Source organism: Streptomyces sp. NPDC037273, assembly GCF_055603625.1.
In genome coordinates this window covers 51,466-68,345 of sequence record NZ_JBVJVO010000010.1, presented here as the reverse complement: position 1 = coordinate 68,345, position 16,880 = coordinate 51,466, and the positions used below count along the sequence as shown (strand labels likewise).

General features: G+C 71.9%; 17 protein-coding genes. 10 read left to right on the top strand and 7 right to left on the bottom strand.

Going from position 1 to position 16,880, the window contains the following annotated elements; all coding sequences use genetic code 11:
- Window positions 1-50 precede the first annotated feature (50 nt).
- The 5 genes from ACZ7G1_RS25140 to folE all read left to right on the top strand — a co-directional run bounded on the left by ACZ7G1_RS25140 (window position 51) and on the right by folE (window position 5,903).
- On the top strand, window positions 51-1,190 hold the full coding sequence (locus tag ACZ7G1_RS25140) for a zinc-dependent metalloprotease (RefSeq protein ID WP_470875965.1): 1,140 nt from the start codon (window positions 51-53) through the stop codon (window positions 1,188-1,190).
- A gap of 207 nt (window positions 1,191-1,397) precedes the next feature.
- Window positions 1,398-2,417 carry a tRNA lysidine(34) synthetase TilS gene (gene tilS / locus ACZ7G1_RS25135; RefSeq protein ID WP_470875963.1) on the top strand — a complete coding sequence of 340 codons (1,020 nt, stop codon included), beginning with the start codon at window positions 1,398-1,400 and terminating at the stop codon, window positions 2,415-2,417.
- A 41-nt stretch (window positions 2,418-2,458) separates the two neighbouring features.
- Window positions 2,459-2,998: a hypoxanthine phosphoribosyltransferase gene (gene hpt, locus ACZ7G1_RS25130; RefSeq protein ID WP_030219931.1), complete on the top strand. Its 540-nt coding sequence runs from the start codon at window positions 2,459-2,461 to the stop codon at window positions 2,996-2,998.
- A gap of 183 nt (window positions 2,999-3,181) precedes the next feature.
- Window positions 3,182-5,200, top strand: a complete 2,019-nt coding sequence (gene ftsH / locus ACZ7G1_RS25125) for an ATP-dependent zinc metalloprotease FtsH (protein ID WP_470875961.1) — start codon at window positions 3,182-3,184, stop codon at window positions 5,198-5,200.
- A gap of 97 nt (window positions 5,201-5,297) precedes the next feature.
- Window positions 5,298-5,903 carry a GTP cyclohydrolase I FolE gene (folE, locus tag ACZ7G1_RS25120; RefSeq protein ID WP_470875959.1) on the top strand — a complete coding sequence of 202 codons (606 nt, stop codon included), beginning with the start codon at window positions 5,298-5,300 and terminating at the stop codon, window positions 5,901-5,903.
- A gap of 22 nt (window positions 5,904-5,925) precedes the next feature.
- Here the strand turns inward: folE and ACZ7G1_RS25115 are convergent, their stop codons facing one another.
- The 6 genes from ACZ7G1_RS25115 to ACZ7G1_RS25090 form a co-directional block, all read right to left on the bottom strand.
- On the bottom strand, window positions 5,926-6,414 hold the full coding sequence (locus ACZ7G1_RS25115; protein ID WP_470875957.1) for a DUF3180 domain-containing protein: 489 nt from the start codon (window positions 6,412-6,414) through the stop codon (window positions 5,926-5,928).
- Window positions 6,415-6,463: 49 nt separating this feature from the next.
- Window positions 6,464-7,063, bottom strand: a complete 600-nt coding sequence (folK, locus tag ACZ7G1_RS25110; protein WP_470875955.1) for a 2-amino-4-hydroxy-6-hydroxymethyldihydropteridine diphosphokinase — start codon at window positions 7,061-7,063, stop codon at window positions 6,464-6,466.
- Entirely contained in the window at window positions 7,060-7,419 is a 360-nt protein-coding gene (gene folB, locus ACZ7G1_RS25105; RefSeq protein WP_017240053.1) for a dihydroneopterin aldolase, read from the bottom strand. The genes folK and folB overlap by 4 nt, the downstream gene beginning before the upstream one ends.
- Before the next feature lie 121 nt (window positions 7,420-7,540).
- Complete coding sequence (locus ACZ7G1_RS25100; protein ID WP_470876308.1) at window positions 7,541-7,960, bottom strand: nuclear transport factor 2 family protein; 420 nt, start codon at window positions 7,958-7,960, stop codon at window positions 7,541-7,543.
- Window positions 7,961-8,016: 56 nt separating this feature from the next.
- Window positions 8,017-8,877 (bottom strand): dihydropteroate synthase, encoded by an 861-nt coding sequence (gene folP, locus ACZ7G1_RS25095; protein WP_470875952.1) that lies wholly within the window; start codon window positions 8,875-8,877, stop codon window positions 8,017-8,019.
- A 72-nt stretch (window positions 8,878-8,949) separates the two neighbouring features.
- Window positions 8,950-10,764, bottom strand: a complete 1,815-nt coding sequence (locus tag ACZ7G1_RS25090) for a phosphatidylglycerol lysyltransferase domain-containing protein (protein ID WP_470875950.1) — start codon at window positions 10,762-10,764, stop codon at window positions 8,950-8,952.
- 200 nt (window positions 10,765-10,964) lie between these two features.
- Between ACZ7G1_RS25090 and ACZ7G1_RS25085 the strand changes: the two genes are divergently transcribed.
- Window positions 10,965-12,077, top strand: coding sequence for an alpha/beta hydrolase (locus ACZ7G1_RS25085; protein ID WP_470875948.1), 1,113 nt, complete (start codon window positions 10,965-10,967; stop codon window positions 12,075-12,077).
- A 14-nt stretch (window positions 12,078-12,091) separates the two neighbouring features.
- Here the strand turns inward: ACZ7G1_RS25085 and ACZ7G1_RS25080 are convergent, their stop codons facing one another.
- Window positions 12,092-13,051: an ABC transporter ATP-binding protein gene (locus tag ACZ7G1_RS25080; RefSeq protein ID WP_470875946.1), complete on the bottom strand. Its 960-nt coding sequence runs from the start codon at window positions 13,049-13,051 to the stop codon at window positions 12,092-12,094.
- Window positions 13,052-13,190: 139 nt separating this feature from the next.
- On the opposite strand from ACZ7G1_RS25080, the gene ACZ7G1_RS25075 reads away from it, so the two are divergent.
- The 4 genes from ACZ7G1_RS25075 (at window position 13,191) to ACZ7G1_RS25060 (ending at window position 16,770) form a co-directional block, all read left to right on the top strand.
- A complete protein-coding gene (locus ACZ7G1_RS25075; protein WP_470875944.1) occupies window positions 13,191-13,877 on the top strand; it encodes an ABC transporter permease in 687 nt (228 codons plus the stop codon).
- A gap of 1 nt (window position 13,878) precedes the next feature.
- Window positions 13,879-14,559, top strand: coding sequence for an ABC transporter permease (locus ACZ7G1_RS25070; protein ID WP_470875942.1), 681 nt, complete (start codon window positions 13,879-13,881; stop codon window positions 14,557-14,559).
- Between the two features lie 14 nt (window positions 14,560-14,573).
- Entirely contained in the window at window positions 14,574-15,581 is a 1,008-nt protein-coding gene (locus ACZ7G1_RS25065; RefSeq protein WP_470875940.1) for an ABC transporter substrate-binding protein, read from the top strand.
- Window positions 15,582-15,711: 130 nt separating this feature from the next.
- On the top strand, window positions 15,712-16,770 hold the full coding sequence (locus ACZ7G1_RS25060; protein ID WP_470875938.1) for a hypothetical protein: 1,059 nt from the start codon (window positions 15,712-15,714) through the stop codon (window positions 16,768-16,770).
- Window positions 16,771-16,880: the final 110 nt, after the last annotated feature.

The following is a 16,880-nucleotide window of genomic DNA, read 5'->3' as shown; positions in this document are numbered from 1 at the left end:
ACCCGTACCGAACCCACCCCGATCGGGCGCCGAGACCGTACGGTTGACGCATGACGAGCATCGGTGGCGCAGGCACATCCGGGATGGTCGACTGGAACCTCGCGGTCGCGACCGCGACCCGCCTCGTGCGGCCCGGACCCGAAGTCAGTCGCGACGAGGCCCGCGAGGTCGTCGCCGAACTCCGCAGGCACGCCAAGGCGTCCGAAGAACACGTCCGCGCCTACACCCGGATGATCCCCGAGGGCGCCGAGCCCCACGACACGCCCGTCCTCGTCGTCGACCGCGCCGGCTGGATCAAGGCCAACGTCGCGGGCTTCCGCGAACTCCTCACCCCGCTCCTCGACAAGATGCAGGACCGCCGCGCCGGCAACCCGGGCAGCGCCGTCCTCGGCGCCGTCGGCGGCAAGGTCACCGGCGTCGAGCTCGGGATGCTGCTGTCGTTCCTCGCCTCCCGCATCCTCGGCCAGTACGAGACCTTCGCCCCCGCCACCCGCGACCTCCCGGCCGGCTCCCAGGGCGGCGGACGCCTCCTCCTCGTCGCCCCCAACATCGTCCACGTCGAACGCGAACTCGAGGTCTCCCCGCACGACTTCCGGCTCTGGGTCTGCCTCCACGAGGAGACCCACCGCACCCAGTTCACCGCCGTCCCCTGGCTCCGCGACCACCTCCAGGGCGAAATCCAGTCGTTCCTCACCGCCACCGACGTCGACCCCGGAACCGTCGTCGAACGACTCCGCGAAGCCGCCCAGACCCTCGCCGGCGGCCGCCCCGAAGGCGAGGAGGGCGAGCCCTCCCCCTCCCTCGTGGAGCTCGTCCAGACCCCCGAGCAGCGCGAGATCCTCGGCCGCCTCACCGCCGTCATGTCGCTGCTCGAAGGCCACGCCGACTACGTCATGGACGGGGTGGGACCGCAGGTCGTGCCCTCCGTCGCCGAGATCCGCGAGAAGTTCAAGGAGCGGCGCGCCCGCGGCGCCTCCCGGCTCGACCTCGCCCTGCGCAAGCTGCTCGGCCTCGACGCCAAGCTCCGCCAGTACCGCGACGGCGAGCGCTTCGTCCGCGCCGTCGTCGACCAGGTCGGCATGGACGGCTTCAACCGGGTCTGGACCTCCCCCAACACGCTCCCGACCAAGACCGAGATCGCCGCCCCCGCCGACTGGATCGCGAGGGTGCACCGTAAGGCAGACTCGTGAGACAGGTGCGGCAGACGGCATAGGAACACGTGAGAACACCCCACCAATCACCCATCCGAGGGACCCTGGGCATGGGGTGAGGCGTGCAATGCTCGGGTAACGGCCGGGTTTCTGTCACCATCGACGCACTCTGAGTGACCGAAACCCCCTTTCCGACCGTTAAGACTCCGACCGAGGCACCCCACCCCATCACGAAGGGCACCGGACATGGGTCCCCATCCTGCGGTCGCGGCGATACGCCTGGCGGTCCGCCGCGTACTCCACGACGTTCTCACCGAGCACCAGACCGACCCCACCACCGCACCCGACGCGCCGCGCCCCCTGGTGCTCGTCGCGTGCTCCGGAGGCGCCGACTCCATGGCGCTCGCCTCCGCCCTCGCCTTCGAGGCCCGCAAGCTTCCCGTACGGGCCGGCGGCATCACCGTCGACCACGGCCTCCAGGACGGCTCCGACAGCCGCGCCGCCGAGGTCGCCGACCGCATGACCGCCCTCGGCCTCACCCCCGTCGAGGCCGTCGCCGTCACCGTCGGCCGCGAGGGAGGCCCCGAGGCCGCCGCCCGCGACGCGCGCTACGCCGCGCTCGACGCCGCCGCCGCGCGCCACGGAGCCGCCGCGATCCTCCTCGGCCACACCCGGGACGACCAGGCGGAGACCGTCCTGCTCGGCCTCGCCCGCGGCTCCGGCATCCGCTCCCTCTCCGGCATGGCCGCGGTCTCCGGCAGCTCCCGCCGCTACCGGCGCCCCTTCCTCCAGCTCGACCGCCAGACCGTCCGCAAGGCCTGCATCGCCCAGGAGCTCGCCGTGTGGGACGACCCCCACAACAGCGACCCGGCGTACACCCGCTCGCGGCTCCGCCACGAGGGCCTCCCCGCCCTCGAAAAGGCGCTCGGCAAGGGCGTCGTCGAAGCCCTCGCCCGAACGGCCCAGCTCTCCCGCGACGACGCCGACGCCCTCGACACCTGGGCCGCCGACGCCGAGACCGCCGTACGCGACGAGGCGGGCGCCCTGGAATGCGCCAAGCTCTTCGGGCTGCCCCCCGCCGTACGCCGCCGCGTCCTGCGCCGCGCCGTCATCGCCGAGGGCGCCCCGGCCGGCTCCCTCTTCGCCCGCCACATCGAGGAAGTCGACCGGCTCATCACCGGCTGGCGCGGCCAGGGGGCCATCAACCTGCCCGGTCGCGTCGAAGCCCGCCGCCAGGGTGGCAGACTGGTCATCCGGCAAGGCTGACGAACGCTGCAACGAAAGTGACCCGGGTGAACGAGAAGGACATGGGCACCGACCTCCAGTCGGTGCTCATCACCAAGGAAGAGATCGACGCCAAGCTGGCAGAGCTGGCCGCGAAGATCGACGCGGAATACGCGGGCAAGGACCTGCTCATCGTCGGTGTCCTCAAGGGCGCCGTGATGGTGATGGCGGATCTGGCTCGCGCCCTTTCCACCCCCGTCACCATGGACTGGATGGCCGTCTCCTCCTACGGCGCCGGCACCCAGTCCTCGGGCGTCGTCCGCATCCTCAAGGACCTCGACACCGACATCAAGGGCAAGCACGTCCTGATCGTCGAGGACATCATCGACTCCGGCCTGACCCTGTCCTGGCTGCTGTCGAACCTCGGCTCGCGCGAGCCCGCCTCCCTCGAGGTGTGCACGCTGCTGCGCAAGCCCGAGGCCGCCAAGGTCGCGATCGACGTCAAGTGGATCGGTTTCGACATTCCCAACGAGTTCGTCGTCGGCTACGGCCTCGACTACGCCGAGAAGTACCGGAACCTTCCGTTCGTCGGCACGCTCGCCCCGCACGTCTACGGCGGCTGACGGCCCCGCCGGCAGTCCCGCGGTACGGGGAACCCGCACCGCCTTCCCCCCGTTGAACCACGGGAAGGCGGTCGCGGGCGACGATGCTGAGGTACCGTCCGAAGAACAGCTTTTTCATACAGCAGCTCTCACAGCAGCATTTTCCTACGGGCAGGAGGGACGGGGCGTTCTCGCTCCGTATGGATGGACGTGAAGCGATACTTCCGTGGGCCGGTCATGTGGATCGTGCTGGCCGTCCTCGCCGTGGTCGTGCTGATGCAGGTCGTCGGCTCGTCCGAGGGCTACAAGACGGTGGACACCGGCAAGGTCGTCCAGGCGATCGACAAGAACCAGGTCAAGCAGGCAAAGATCACCACCGGCGACGACGCGATCATCAAGATCGAGCTCGTCGACGGCCAGAAGATCGACAAGAGCAGCAAGGTCCAGGCCAGCTACATCGGCAGCCAGGGCGTGGACATCGCCGACAAGCTTCAGGAGAAGTTCGAGGCCGGGCAGATCGAGAAGGGCTACACCGTCTCCCCGACGAAGCAGTCGCCCTTCGTCTCGATCCTGCTCTCGCTCCTCCCCTTCGTCCTGATCGTCGTCGTCTTCCTCTTCCTGATGAACCAGATGCAGGGCGGCGGCTCCCGCGTCATGCAGTTCGGCAAGTCCAAGGCGAAGCTCATCACCAAGGACACCCCGAAGACGACCTTCGCCGACGTCGCCGGCTCCGACGAGGCCGTCGAGGAACTCCACGAGATCAAGGAGTTCCTCCAGGAGCCCGCGAAGTTCCAGGCCGTCGGTGCCAAGATCCCCAAGGGCGTCCTGCTCTACGGCCCGCCCGGAACCGGCAAGACGCTCCTCGCGCGCGCCGTCGCCGGTGAGGCCGGCGTGCCGTTCTACTCGATCTCCGGCTCCGACTTCGTCGAGATGTTCGTCGGTGTCGGCGCCTCCCGCGTCCGCGACCTCTTCGAGCAGGCCAAGGCGAACGCGCCCGCCATCGTCTTCGTCGACGAGATCGACGCCGTCGGACGCCACCGCGGCGCCGGCCTCGGCGGCGGTCACGACGAGCGCGAGCAGACCCTCAACCAGCTGCTCGTCGAGATGGACGGCTTCGACGTCAAGGGCGGCGTCATCCTGATCGCGGCGACCAACCGCCCCGACATCCTGGACCCGGCCCTCCTGCGCCCCGGCCGCTTCGACCGGCAGATCGCCGTCGACCGCCCGGACATGCAGGGCCGTCTGGAGATCCTCAAGGTCCACCAGAAGGGCAAGCCGGTCGCCCCGGACGTCGACCTCGGCGCCGTCGCCCGTCGCACCCCCGGCTTCACCGGTGCCGACCTGTCCAACGTCCTCAACGAGGCGGCGCTCCTCACCGCCCGCAGCGACCAGAAGCTGATCGACAACAAGGCTCTGGACGAGGCGATCGACCGTGTGGTCGCGGGCCCGCAGAAGCGGACCCGGATCATGTCGGACAAGGAGAAGAAGATCACCGCGTACCACGAGGGCGGCCACGCCCTCGTCGCGGCGGCCTCGCCGAACGCTGACCCCGTCCACAAGATCACCATCCTGTCCCGCGGCCGCGCCCTGGGCTACACGATGGTGCTCCCGGAAGAGGACAAGTACTCGACCACGCGCAACGAGATGCTCGACCAGCTGGCGTACATGCTGGGCGGGCGCGCGGCCGAGGAGCTCGTCTTCCACGACCCGACCACGGGCGCGGCGAACGACATCGAGAAGGCCACCGGCACGGCCCGCGCGATGGTCACCCAGTACGGCATGACCGAGCGGCTCGGCGCCATCAAGTTCGGCGGCGACAACACGGAGCCGTTCCTCGGCCGCGAGATGGCGCACCAGCGCGACTACTCGGAAGAGGTCGCGGCGCTGGTCGACGAAGAGGTCAAGAAGCTCATCGAGACCGCGCACAACGAGGCCTGGGAGATCCTCGTCGAGAACCGTGACGTCCTCGACAACCTGGTCCTCGCCCTCCTGGAGAAGGAGACGCTGGGCAAGGAGGAGATCGCCGAGATCTTCGCCCCCATCGTCAAGCGTCCGGCCCGCCCGGCGTGGACCGGCTCCTCCCGCCGTACGCCCTCGACGCGTCCGCCGGTGCTCTCCCCCAAGGAGCTCGCCCTGACGAACAGCGCCAACGGCACGGCGACCCCGGCGGTCGACACCACCAAGGGCATCGACATCGCCCCGGTGGACACCCCCGAGGACTGACCGCCCCACCCCGGAATGGCTGCCGCGCCCCCACAGGTTTTAGCCTGTGGGGGCGCGGCTTTTCGCGCACATCAGTCAGACGGAACGAGGCACAGAGATGACCGACCCGGTGACCCTGGACGGCGAGGGCACGATCGGCGAGTTCGACGAGAAGCGCGCCGAGGCCGCCGTCCGCGAACTGCTCATCGCCGTCGGCGAGGACCCGGACCGCGAGGGCCTGCGTGAGACGCCGGGGCGCGTGGCCCGGGCGTACAAGGAGATATTCGCGGGTCTGTGGCAGCAGCCCGAGGACGTCCTGACGACCACGTTCGACCTCGGCCACGACGAGATGGTGCTGGTCAAGGACATCGAGGTGTACTCGACCTGCGAGCACCACCTCGTGCCGTTCCGCGGGGTCGCCCACGTCGGGTACATCCCGTCCACCACGGGCAAGATCACCGGTCTGTCGAAGCTGGCCCGGCTCGTGGACGTCTACGCCCGCCGTCCCCAGGTGCAGGAGCGGCTGACCACTCAGGTGGCGGACTCGCTGATGGAGATCCTGGAGCCGCGCGGTGTGATCGTGGTCTTCGAGTGCGAGCACATGTGCATGTCGATGCGCGGCATCCGGAAGCCGGGCGCCAAGACCATCACGTCGGCCGTCCGCGGCCAGCTGCGGGACCCGGCGACCCGCGCCGAGGCGATGAGCCTCATCATGGCGCGCTGACGCGCCACGGCGGCGGAGTGGATCAGGCCCGGGCCTTGCCCGGGCCTTCGCCGTTCTCGGGGTCTTCGGGGAGCTTGCAGACCCGTTCGAGGAAGAGGGCGGCGGCGATGACGGCGATGCCGGTGGCGACGGCCAGGCCGGCGTAGAGGGCCTGGTCGCGGCGGGCGGGGAGGTCGAGGGAGCCGAGGAGGAAGACGCCGGTGCCGCCGTACATGCCGGCGACGAGGGCGGCGACGAGGGCGCTGGCCTGGCCGAAGACGACGGCGCGGGCCGCCATGAGGGGTTCGACGCCCTTGGCGCCGGGGCGGCGCTCGCGCTGGGCCTTGAGGCGGGCGCGGAGGGAGAGGGCCGTCGCGGTGAGGATGACGGCGATCACGGCGAGGACGATGGGTGCGGCGATCGGCACGCTGGGGAGGGTGCCGACCGAGTCCCAGAGCCGGGCGGCGCCCCAGGAGAGGATGCCGGCCACGAGGAACAGTCCGGTGAGCACTTTCAGCCGCAGTTGTTTCACCGGATGTCCTTCGTGTCGTCGCTGGGGCGGTCTGGCACGAGCGTAACGACTACTCCGGGAGACGGAGTTCCAGGTCGGCACGGGGAGTGACGCCTTCGCGGCCGAGGGCGGCGAGGAGCGCGGCGACCGTGCCGCGGCCGGGGAGCTGGGCCTCGGGGTCGACGTCGTGCCAGGGGGCGAGGACGAAGGCGCGCTCGTGGGCGCGGGGGTGCGGGAGGGTGAGGACGGGGTCCTCGGAGACGACGTCGGCGTACGTGATGATGTCGACGTCCAGGGTGCGGGCGCCCCAGCGCTCCTCGCGGACGCGGTGGAAGGCCTCCTCGACGGCCTGCGCGCGCTCCAGGAGGGAGCTGGGCGGCAGGGTGGTGCGGACGACCGCCACGGCGTTGAGGTACGAGGGCTGGCTGCCGGGCTCGACGCCCCAGGGCTCCGTCTCGTAGACCGGGGAGACCGCCTTGACCCGGAGGCCGGGGGTGTCCGCGAGGGCGTCGACGGCCCCCTGGAGGGTCTCCAGGCGGTTGCCGAGGTTGGCGCCGAGGGCGAGGACGGCCCAGCGCGGGTTGGAGAGGGTCGAGTCGGCGGCGTCGACGGTCGCGACGACGGAGGCCGGCACGGGCTGGACGGTGGGGTCGCTCTGCGTCGGCTTCATCGTCGGCTCCGGGTGATCGTGATGGTGACGTCGTCGAAGGGCACGGTGATGGGTGCGTCCGGCTTGTGGACGACGACTTCCACCTCCTGGACCCCGGCGTGGCTGAGGCACTGCTGGGCGATGCGCTCGGCGAGGGTTTCGATGAGGTCGACGGGTTCGCCCTGGACGACGTCGACGACTTCCTCGGCGACGATGCCGTAGTGCACGGTCTTCGCCAGGTCGTCGTCGGCCGCCGCGGGGCGGGTGTCCAGGCCGAGGACCAGGTCCACGATGAAGGTCTGGCCCTCCTCGCGCTCCTTGGGGAAGACGCCGTGGTGGCCTCGGGCCTTGAGGCCGCGCAGCGCGACACGATCCACGCGAATCACTCCTGCTGTCGTAGTTCGGGTGGCCACGCAGCCGGGTGCGGACGGCCGGGTGTCCACTCTCGAATCTACCTGCGGGGACCGACAGCGCTTGCCCTCGGGGGCCGTGGGCGGGTCAGGAAGGGGGTTCGGTGTCGTCCGGGGAGGGCCGTTCGGGGGCGTCGACGGCGTCGTCGGTGAGGACGGGGGAGGCGTGGTGGGACCAGATCCGCCAGCCCTCGGGGGTGCGCCGGAAGGCGTTGGTGGCGACGACCAGCTGGCCGACGAGGGGGCCGAGCTCGGCGCCGTCCTCGGCGGGGCCGCCGCTGAGGATGTTCTCGGTGCAGGTGACCAGGGCGGTGTCGCCGGCGAGGGAGATCTCCAGGTCGGTGAGGAAGAACTGGATGTACTCGGTGTTCGCCATGATCAGGGCGTACGAGCGGAGCACCTCGCCGCGGCCGGTGAGGACGGGCCAGCCGGGGTGGACGCAGCTGATGGGGGTGGCGCCGTCGTCGAGCCAGAGGCCGGAGACGGTCTCGAAGTCGCCGGACTCCATGGCCTCGTAGAAGGCGGTGTTGACGGCCTCGACGGCGGCTTCGTCCGCGCCGCGGGTCACGCGGCTCCCTCGACGGCCCGGGCGACCCGTACGGCGTCGGCGGTGGCGCGGACCTCGTGGACGCGGACGGCCCACGCGCCCGCGTGGGCGGCGAGGGCGGAGACGGCGGCGGTGGCGGCGTCCCGTTCGCGGGCCGGGGGCGGGGCGGCGCCCTCGCGGGTGAGGACATGGCCGAGGAAGCGCTTGCGGGAGGCGGCGACGAGGAGGGGCCGGCCGAGGGCGCGCAGCTCGGGGAGGTGGGCGACCAGGGCGAGGTCGTGGGCGGCGAGCTTGGCGAAGCCGAGGCCCGGGTCGACGACGACCCGTTCGGGGTCGATGCCGCCGTCGACGACGGCCTCCAGGCGGGTGCGGAGTTCCGAGACGACTTCGCCGACGACGTCCTCGTACACGGCGAGGCTGTTCATGTCCTTGCTGAAGCCGCGCCAGTGCATGACGACGAAGGGGACTTCGGCGGCGGCGACGGCGGGGATCATGGCGGGGTCGGCGAGGCCGCCGCTGACGTCGTTGACGAGGACGGCGCCGGCTTCGACGGCGCGGGCGGCGACGCGGGCGCGCATGGTGTCGACGGAGACGGTGACGCCTTCGGCGGCGAGGCCGCGGACGACGGGGACGACGCGGCGGAGCTCTTCCTCCTCGTCGACGCGGGTGGCGCCGGGGCGGGTGGACTCGCCGCCGACGTCGACGAGGTCGGCGCCCTGGGCGACGAGGTCGAGGCCGTGTTTGACGGCGGCCGTGGTGTCGAACCAGCGGCCGCCGTCGGAGAAGGAGTCGGGGGTCACGTTGACCACGCCCATGACCGCGCAGCGGTCCCACTCCGGCAGGCCCCGGGCGGTACCCCGGTCGATCGTCGTACTCATGTGTCCAGCGTAGGGCCCAGGGGTGAGTTCAGGCCGCGCGGAGTCCGGGGGCGGCCGGGGCGGTGGCTCCGGTCAGGCCACCTGGACCTCGCGTTCGGCCGTCTGGGCGGGGACGATGTGGGCGCAGGGCCGGGGGGCGGGTGCGGGGCGCCGGCGGGCGAAGGGCCGGGGCAGGGAGAGGCTGACGAAGCCTTCGGCCTGCATGGCGGCGAAGCCGATGCGGGGCAGGTCGCGGCTGGTGCGGTAGACGACGAAGCGGGGTTCCCAGCGTGGCCGGAACTTGGCGTTGAACTTGTAGAGCGACTCGATCTGGAACCAGCGGGAGAGGAAGACGAGGAGCCCGCGCCAGACGCGCAGGACGGGTCCCGCGCCGATCTTCTCGCCGCGGGCGAGGGCGGAGCGGAACATCGCGAAGTTGAGGGAGACGCGGTGGATGCCGAGGGCGGGGGAGGCCTGGAGGGCGGCGACGATGAGGAGTTCGTTCATGCCGGGGTCGGCGGAGCGGTCGCGGCGCATGAGTTCGAGCGACATGCCGTCGGGGCCCCAGGGGACGAAGTGGATGATCGCCTTGAGGTCGCCGTAGGGGGAGTCGGCGTCGGTGTCCTCGTCGGTCTTGTGGGCGGTCGCTATCACCGCGTCACCGTCGCCGGGGGCGCCGATGCGGCCGAGGGCCATGGAGAAGCCGCGTTCGGTGTCGGTGCCGCGCCAGTCGGCGGCGGCGTTGCGGACGCGGGCGAGTTCGGCGTCGTCGAGGTCGCGGACGCGGCGGACCTGGGTGGTGTAGCCGTTGCGCTCGATGCGCTTGACCATCTGGCGGACGTTGCGCATGGCGCGGCCGGAGAGGGAGAAGTCGGCGACGTCGACGACCGCCTCGTCGCCGAGTTCGAGGGCGTCGAGGCCGGTCTCGCGGGTCCAGACCTGGCCGCCGGTCTCGGAGCAGCCCATGACGGCGGGGGTCCAGGAATGGGCCTTGGCCTCGTCCATGAAGCGTTCGATGGCGCCGGGCCAGGCTTCGACGTCGCCGATGGGGTCGCCGCTGGCGAGCATGACGCCGGAGACGACGCGGTAGCAGACGGCGGCCTTGCCGCTGGGGGAGAAGACGACGCCCTTGTCGCGGCGGAGCGCGAAGTGGCCGAGGGAGTCGCGGCCGCCGTGCTGGTCGAGGAGGGCGCGCAGCCGGGTCTCGTCGTCGTCGGTGAGGCGGGCGGCCGGGTGCTCGGGCCGGAAGGCCAGGTAGATGGTGGTGAGGGCGGTGAGCATGCCGAGGGCGCCGAGGGAGTAGCCGACGGTCCAGTCGACGCCCTTGGTGTAGCCGACGGGGCCCTCGACGCCGAAGAGTCCGTACAGGACGTGTTCGAGGCGGTCGGCGAGGCTGGGGTCGCCGATGACGCGGCGCGGGTGGGCGCTGACGATGACGAGGCCGAGGGCGATGGAGCCGGCGCCCATGACGACGAAGTTGGCGAGGGCCCGCCAGCGGCTGCGGGGGTCGGGGAGGGCGGAGAACTGGTCGCGGTGCCGGATCAGGAGCGCGAGGAGCGCGAGGGAGAGGACGGCGCCGCAGATCGAGTGGCGCCAGACGAACTGCGCCAGGCCGCCGAGCGGCAGTAGGACGACGGCGGCGCGCCAGGCGCGGCGCTTGTGCCGCTTGAGGCCGTGGGCGAGGAGCAGCAGGAGGACGCCGGCGCTGAGGGAGAGCGCGGCGGAGAGGGGGCCGAGGGTGCCGGGGAGGACCTCGGCGACGGCGTGCATGCGGCTGGCGCGGAAGCGGGGGAAGACCCCGGCCGCGATGTCGATGAGGCCGATGAGGGTGCAGGCCGTGCCGATGAGGCCGGGGACCTTCTCGGGGCGGGGGCCGCGGAGAATCCGGCGTACGCGAGCCGGAACCATTCCGGATTTATCCCCATCTACCGTGACAGACATGGCTTCCCGTGCTTCCCGTGGTTCCGCGAGGGTCTCTGACTCCCGGCCGGGCCTCGCGGCGCGTTCGGCGGGCCCATCCGGCTGGTGCGCCTTCTAGGACGGCGTCGCACGGGGCCGGGTTCATCGGTTCACAGGAAATTCTTCGGGAAAGAAGGCTCGGTCGTCTCATGGGGCTCACCAGTAGCAAGGTCCTCGTGCTGGCCGTGGCGCTGGCCGTGGTGCTGTTCCTCGTCACGGTGCTGTGGTGGCCGCGGCTCGCGCGGCGCGGGTGGCGGTCGGTGGTGGGGCGGGTGGGATTGCTGCTCGCGACGCAGCTGGCGCTGTTCGCGGCGGTGGGGCTCGCGGCGAACCGTTCCTTCCTCTTCTACGGCTCCTGGGCCGACCTCTTCGGGCAGGAGCAGGACATGGGCGTGGTCGTCGACCACTCGCCCGGCTCGAAGGACCTGCGGGTGGTGGGCAAGCAGCGGGTCGACGTGCCGGGCGGCGCCCGTCCCGAGGTCGGCGGGCAGATACAGAAGGTGGTGATCGCGGGCGAGCGGTCCGGGATCACCTCGCCGGCCTATGTCTACCTGCCGCCGGAGTACTTCCAGGAGCGGTACGCGAAGAAGCGTTTCCCCGCCTCGGTGGTGCTCACCGGCTACCCGGGCACGGCGGAGAACCTGATCAAGGGCCTCAAGTACCCCAGGACGGCCTCCCTCCAGGCCAAGGAGGGGAAGATGCAGCCGATGATCCTGGTCATGCTCCGCCCGACGGTGGCGCCGCCGCGGGACACCGAGTGCGTGGACGTCCCCGGCGGTCCGCAGACGGAGACCTTCTTCGCGAAGGACCTGCCGAAGGCGGTCTCGGAGTCGTACCGGGTGGGGACCAAGCCCCGGAACTGGGGCTTCATGGGGAACTCGACGGGGGCGTACTGCGCCCTGAAGATCGCGCTGCACCACCCGGACCGGTTCGCCGCGGGGGCGGGCTTCTCCGCGTACTACCGGGCGGCCGAGGACGTGACCACGGGTGACCTCTTCCACGGCGACGACGCCCTGCGCAAGCGCGCCGACCTGCTGTGGAGCCTGGACCACCTGCCGCAGGGGAAGTCGTCCTTCCTGGTGACGACGTCCAAGCAGGGCGAGGGGAACCGCCGGGACACCCTGGAGTTCGTCAGGAAGGTGAAGAGCCCCGCGCGGGTCTCCTCCATCACGCTGGAGAGCGGCGGCCACAACTTCAGCACCTGGAACCGGGAGATCCCGCCGGGAATGGTCTGGATGAGCGGCAAGCTCACCGGCGCCTGAGCCCCGCGGGGGCCCTACTCGGCCGTCGCCCTGCGCAGGGCGCGGTGGACGCCGGACGGGGTGAGGACGCCGAGGGGCTCGCCGTCGGGGCCGGTGACCGTCAGGCGGCCGGTGTCGTGCTGGAGGAGCACGGAGAGGGCGTCCTTCAGGGAGGTGCCGACCGGTACGCGGGTGCCGTCCTCCTTCGCGGGGCCGGCCACGGGGTCGAGGTCGGCCTCGGTGACGGGGGTGACGGCGAGCCGCTTGAGGCCCCGGTCGCTGCCGACGAAGTCCGCGACGTACGGGGTGGCGGGGGAGCCGAGGACGGTGGCGGGGGCGTCGAACTGCTCGATGCGGCCCTGCCCGTAGACGGCCATGCGGTCGCCCATGCGGACGGCTTCCTCGATGTCGTGGGTGACGAGCAGGACGGTCTTGCGGACCGTGGCCTGGAGGGCGAGGAACTCGTTCTGGAGGCGCTCGCGGACGACCGGGTCGACGGCGCCGAAGGGCTCGTCCATGAGGAGGACGGGCGGGTCGGCGGCGAGCGCGCGGGCGACCCCGACGCGCTGGCGCTGCCCGCCGGAGAGCTGGGCGGGGTAGCGGGAGCCGTACACGGCCGGGTCGAGGCCGACGAGGTCGAGGAGTTCGGCGGCACGCGCGCGTGCGGCGGCCTTCTTCCAGCCGAGGAGGGCGGGGACGGTCGCGGTGTTGTCGAGGACCGTGCGGTGCGGGAAGAGGCCGACCTGCTGGATGACGTAGCCGATCTTGCGGCGCAGGGCGACCGCGTCGACGCCGGAGACGTCCTCGCCGTCGACGAGGACGCGGCCCGAGGTCGGTTCGACGAGCCGGTTCACCATCATCATCGTGGTCGTCTTGCCGCAGCCCGACGGGCCGACCAGGGTGACGAGTTCGCCCTCGGCGACCTCGAAGGAGAGGTCGTCGACGGCGGTGGTGCCGTCGTCGTAGCGCTTGGTCACGTGCTCGAACCGGATCATGGTTCCCCATTCTGGCCCCTGGGTGCCGGGGTTGTGTGAAGGCCGTGTTGCCGCATGGTGGCGGGTTCGGCGGATTGTCGGTGGCGGGGGTTAGGGTCGTCAGACAAGCGTTCGGGAGGACGGCCCGGGGGGAGGGACGATGAGCGCGCCGAACTGTCTGGTCACGAACGACTGGATCTGCGGGGAGTATCTGCGCACGCGCGGCGAGGAGCTGACGGACGCTCTGCTCCAGCACGTGGGCATCACGGTGGCGTCCGTCCTGATCGCCCTGGCGGTCTCGGTGCCCCTCGCGCTGCTCGTGCGGGCCAGGCCCCGGTTCGCCGGCCCGGTCCTCGGCCTGACCACCCTGCTCTACACGGTGCCGTCGCTCGCCATGTTCTCCCTGCTGCTGCCCTTCTTCGGACTCTCCGCCGCGCTCGTGGTCACCGGCCTCGTGCTGTACGCCCTGACGATCCTCGTGCGGAACACGCTGGCGGGACTCGCCGCGGTGCCCGCCGAGACCCGGGAGGCCGCCCGCGGCATGGGGTACGGCTCGTGGCGGCTGCTCTGGCAGGTGGAACTCCCGCTGGCGCTCCCGGTGCTGATGGCCGGCATCCGCATGGCGACGGTCTCCACGATCGCGCTGACCACCGTCGGTTCGGTCGTCGGCCGCGGCGGCCTCGGCAATCTCATCGAGGACGCGCTGCCGACCTTCTTCAAGGCGCAGATGCTCGCCGCCTCCGTGCTGTGCGTCCTGCTCGCCGTCACCGCCGACCTGCTGCTCCTGGGCCTCCAGCGGCTGCTCACGCCGTGGACCCGGATACGGACCGCGCCGGGGGGTGAGTGAGATGGGGGTCGTGACGGATGCCTGGGGCTGGCTCACCACCGGCGCGCACTGGACGGGCGAGGAGGGCATCGGGCAGCGGCTCGCCGAGCACGTGTACGTGAGCGGGGCGGCGCTCCTGATCGCCGCGGCGCTCGCGCTGCCGCTCGGCCTCTGGCTCGGCCACCTCGGCCGGGGCGGGGCGCTCGCGGTGAACGTGTCCAACGTGGGGCGGGCGGTCCCCGTCTTCGCGGTGCTCGCCCTGTTCATGGTCTCGCCCCTGCGGAACGCCGGCTATGTGCCGACCGTCGTGGCCCTGGTGCTCTTCGCGATACCCCCGCTCCTCACCAACGCGTACGTGGGGGTGCGGGAGGTCGACCGGGCCGCCGTGCGGGCCGCGCGCGGCATGGGGATGACCGGCGGCCAGCTCTTCCGCCGGGTCGAACTGCCGCTGGCCAGACCGGTGGTGATGACCGGGGTGCGCTCGGCCGCGGTGCAGGTGGTGGCCACGGCGACGGTGGCGGCGATGGTCGGCCAGGGCGGCCTCGGCCGGATCATCACGGCCGGCTTCGCCACGTACGACACCGCGCGGGTGGTCGCGGGCGCCGTGCTCGTGGCACTGCTCGCCCTCCTGGTGGAGGGGCTCCTGGTGGGCGCGGACCGACTGCTCGCGGGGCCGGCGCGGGCGCGAAGACTCGACGGCTGAACGAACGAACTGAGATGGGTGATTCGGTGAACAGGATCTCGCGTATCGCGGGAGCGGTGCTCGGTACGACGGCGCTGACCGTCGCCCTGGCCGCGTGCGGCGGCGAAAGCCTGGAGGGCAGCAAGAAGGACCCCGGAAGCTCGGGTTCCGGCTCCGGCGGTGGCGACGGCGCGGGCAAGGGCTCGCTGGTGGTCGGCGCGGCGGCGTTCACCGAGGCCAAGGTCCTCGCCGAGCTGTACGCCCAGTCGCTCGAAGCCGCCGGTTACTCGGTGTCCATCACGACGGTGAAGAACCGCGAACTGTACGAGCCCTCCCTGGAGAAGGGGGAGATCGACGTCGTACCGGAATACGCGGCGACGATCGCGGAATTCCTCAACGCGAAGGTGAACGGGCCGAAGGCGCCCGAGGAGAAGCCGGTCGCCTCGGGTGACGCGGCGGCGACGGTGGAGGCGCTGCGGAAGCTCGCGGAACCGCGTGGACTGAAGGTGCTCGCGGTCGGCGAGGCCGTCGATCAGAACGCCTTCGCGGTCACCAAGGAATTCGCTGCGAAGAACAAGCTGACGACCCTTTCCGATCTCGGCCGCTCCAAGCTGAAGGTGAAGATCGCGGCCGGTGACGAATGCGCGGTGCGGCCGTTCTGCGCGCCCGGTCTGAAGAAGACGTACGGGATCGACGTGACCGGGATCGACCCCAAGGGCGTCGGCACCCCGCAGGCCAAGCAGGCGGTCAAGGACGGCGTCGACCAGCTGGTGCTGACCACCACGACGGACGCCACCGTCGACGGCTACGGCCTGGTGTTCCTCACCGACGACAAGCACCTGCAGAACGCGGACAACGTGCTGCCCGTGGTCAACGCGAAGGACGCCGGTTCCCCGGACATCGCCGCCGCGCTCGACCGTCTCACCAAGGTGCTGACCACAGCGGATCTCGCCGAACTCAACCGCAAGGTGGATGCCGAGCGGGCGAAGCCCGAGGACGTCGCCAAGGCCTATCTCGCGGAGAAGGGGCTGGTCGACAAGTAGTCCACGGCTGAGGGGAGTCGGATCGAAACGGAACCGGAACGGTTGATATCCACTTCTCATGGCGAGAAGTGGCCAAGAGATTGCCGGGCCGAGACCCCACATGGCGCCTACGCACGGTAAATTTCAGGCCATGCCACGTGGACGCCACCGCCATTCCCCGCCTCTGCACAAGCTGCTGCCGCCGTCCGCGGTCGCCGGCGCCGCGGTCGTGTGCGCCGCGGCCGCCTGGCTGCCCGGCGACCTGGTGGTCGTCCGGCTGCTCGCCGCCGCGGCGGCGGCCGCGGCCGTCACCGGCGCCGTCCTCATGCGCGGCTGGGACCGGAGCGCCGGACTGCGCGTCGCCGAGCTCGACCGGGCCCGCGCCGCCGACCAGTGGAAGGCCGAGGAGCGGCTCGCCGAGCTGGAGTCCGACCTCGACGAGTCCCGCGCCCTGCGCGCCAAGCTCGACACCAAGCTCCGCGCCAAGCGCGTCGAGCTCGCCGGGCTGCGCGGCGAACACGCCGACCTGCTCCGCCGGTACGCCACCGCGGAGACCGAGCGCGCCAGCGCCCTCGAAGGACAGCGCGTCCTCGCCCGGGAGACCGAGACCAAGGCCCTGCCCGCGGCCGGCGCCACCCCGACCCCCGAGGCCTACCGCCGCGCCGCCCAGGCCCTCCGCGACCTCCCGCGCAACGCCGCCGCCCAGCAGGCCCGCCGCACCACCGAGGCCGCCCGCGCCCGCGACCTCGCCGAGCGCGCCCGCGAGACCGAGGAACCGCAGGGCAAGCACGCGGCCGCCACCGCCGAACACACCCGCGCGACGGCCACCGGCTCCACGCCGGCCCTCGCGCTCCCCGCGGGCGGCGCCGAGGCCGGGACCGAGCCCGCGCCCGCCGCCACGGCGCTCCCCGCCGTGCCCACCGCGAGCGCGATCGTCCCCTACGCGGCCCGCAGGCCCGTCCCGCGCCCCGAAGGCGGCTTCGACTTCTTCGGTACGCAGAAGGCGGCCGCCGCCGCGATCGAGGCCGTCCAGCACGCCGACCTCGCCGACGTCGTGGGCGAGGAGGTCCTCGCCACCGAGACCTCCGCCGCCGCGCTGACCCCGGCCGCCGCGCCCCCGCGCGCCATCGGCCAGGTCATCGACCTCACGGCCCACGACGAGACCGAGCAGCTGGACCTCACCCCGCTCCGCGACGCGGTCAGTTCCTGACCCCCGCGCCACGCCCCCGGGGGGGGGGGGGGGGGGGGGGGGGGGGGGGGGGGGGGGGGGGGGGTGGTGGGGGGGGGGGGGGGGGGAGGGGGGAAAGGGGGGGGGGGGAG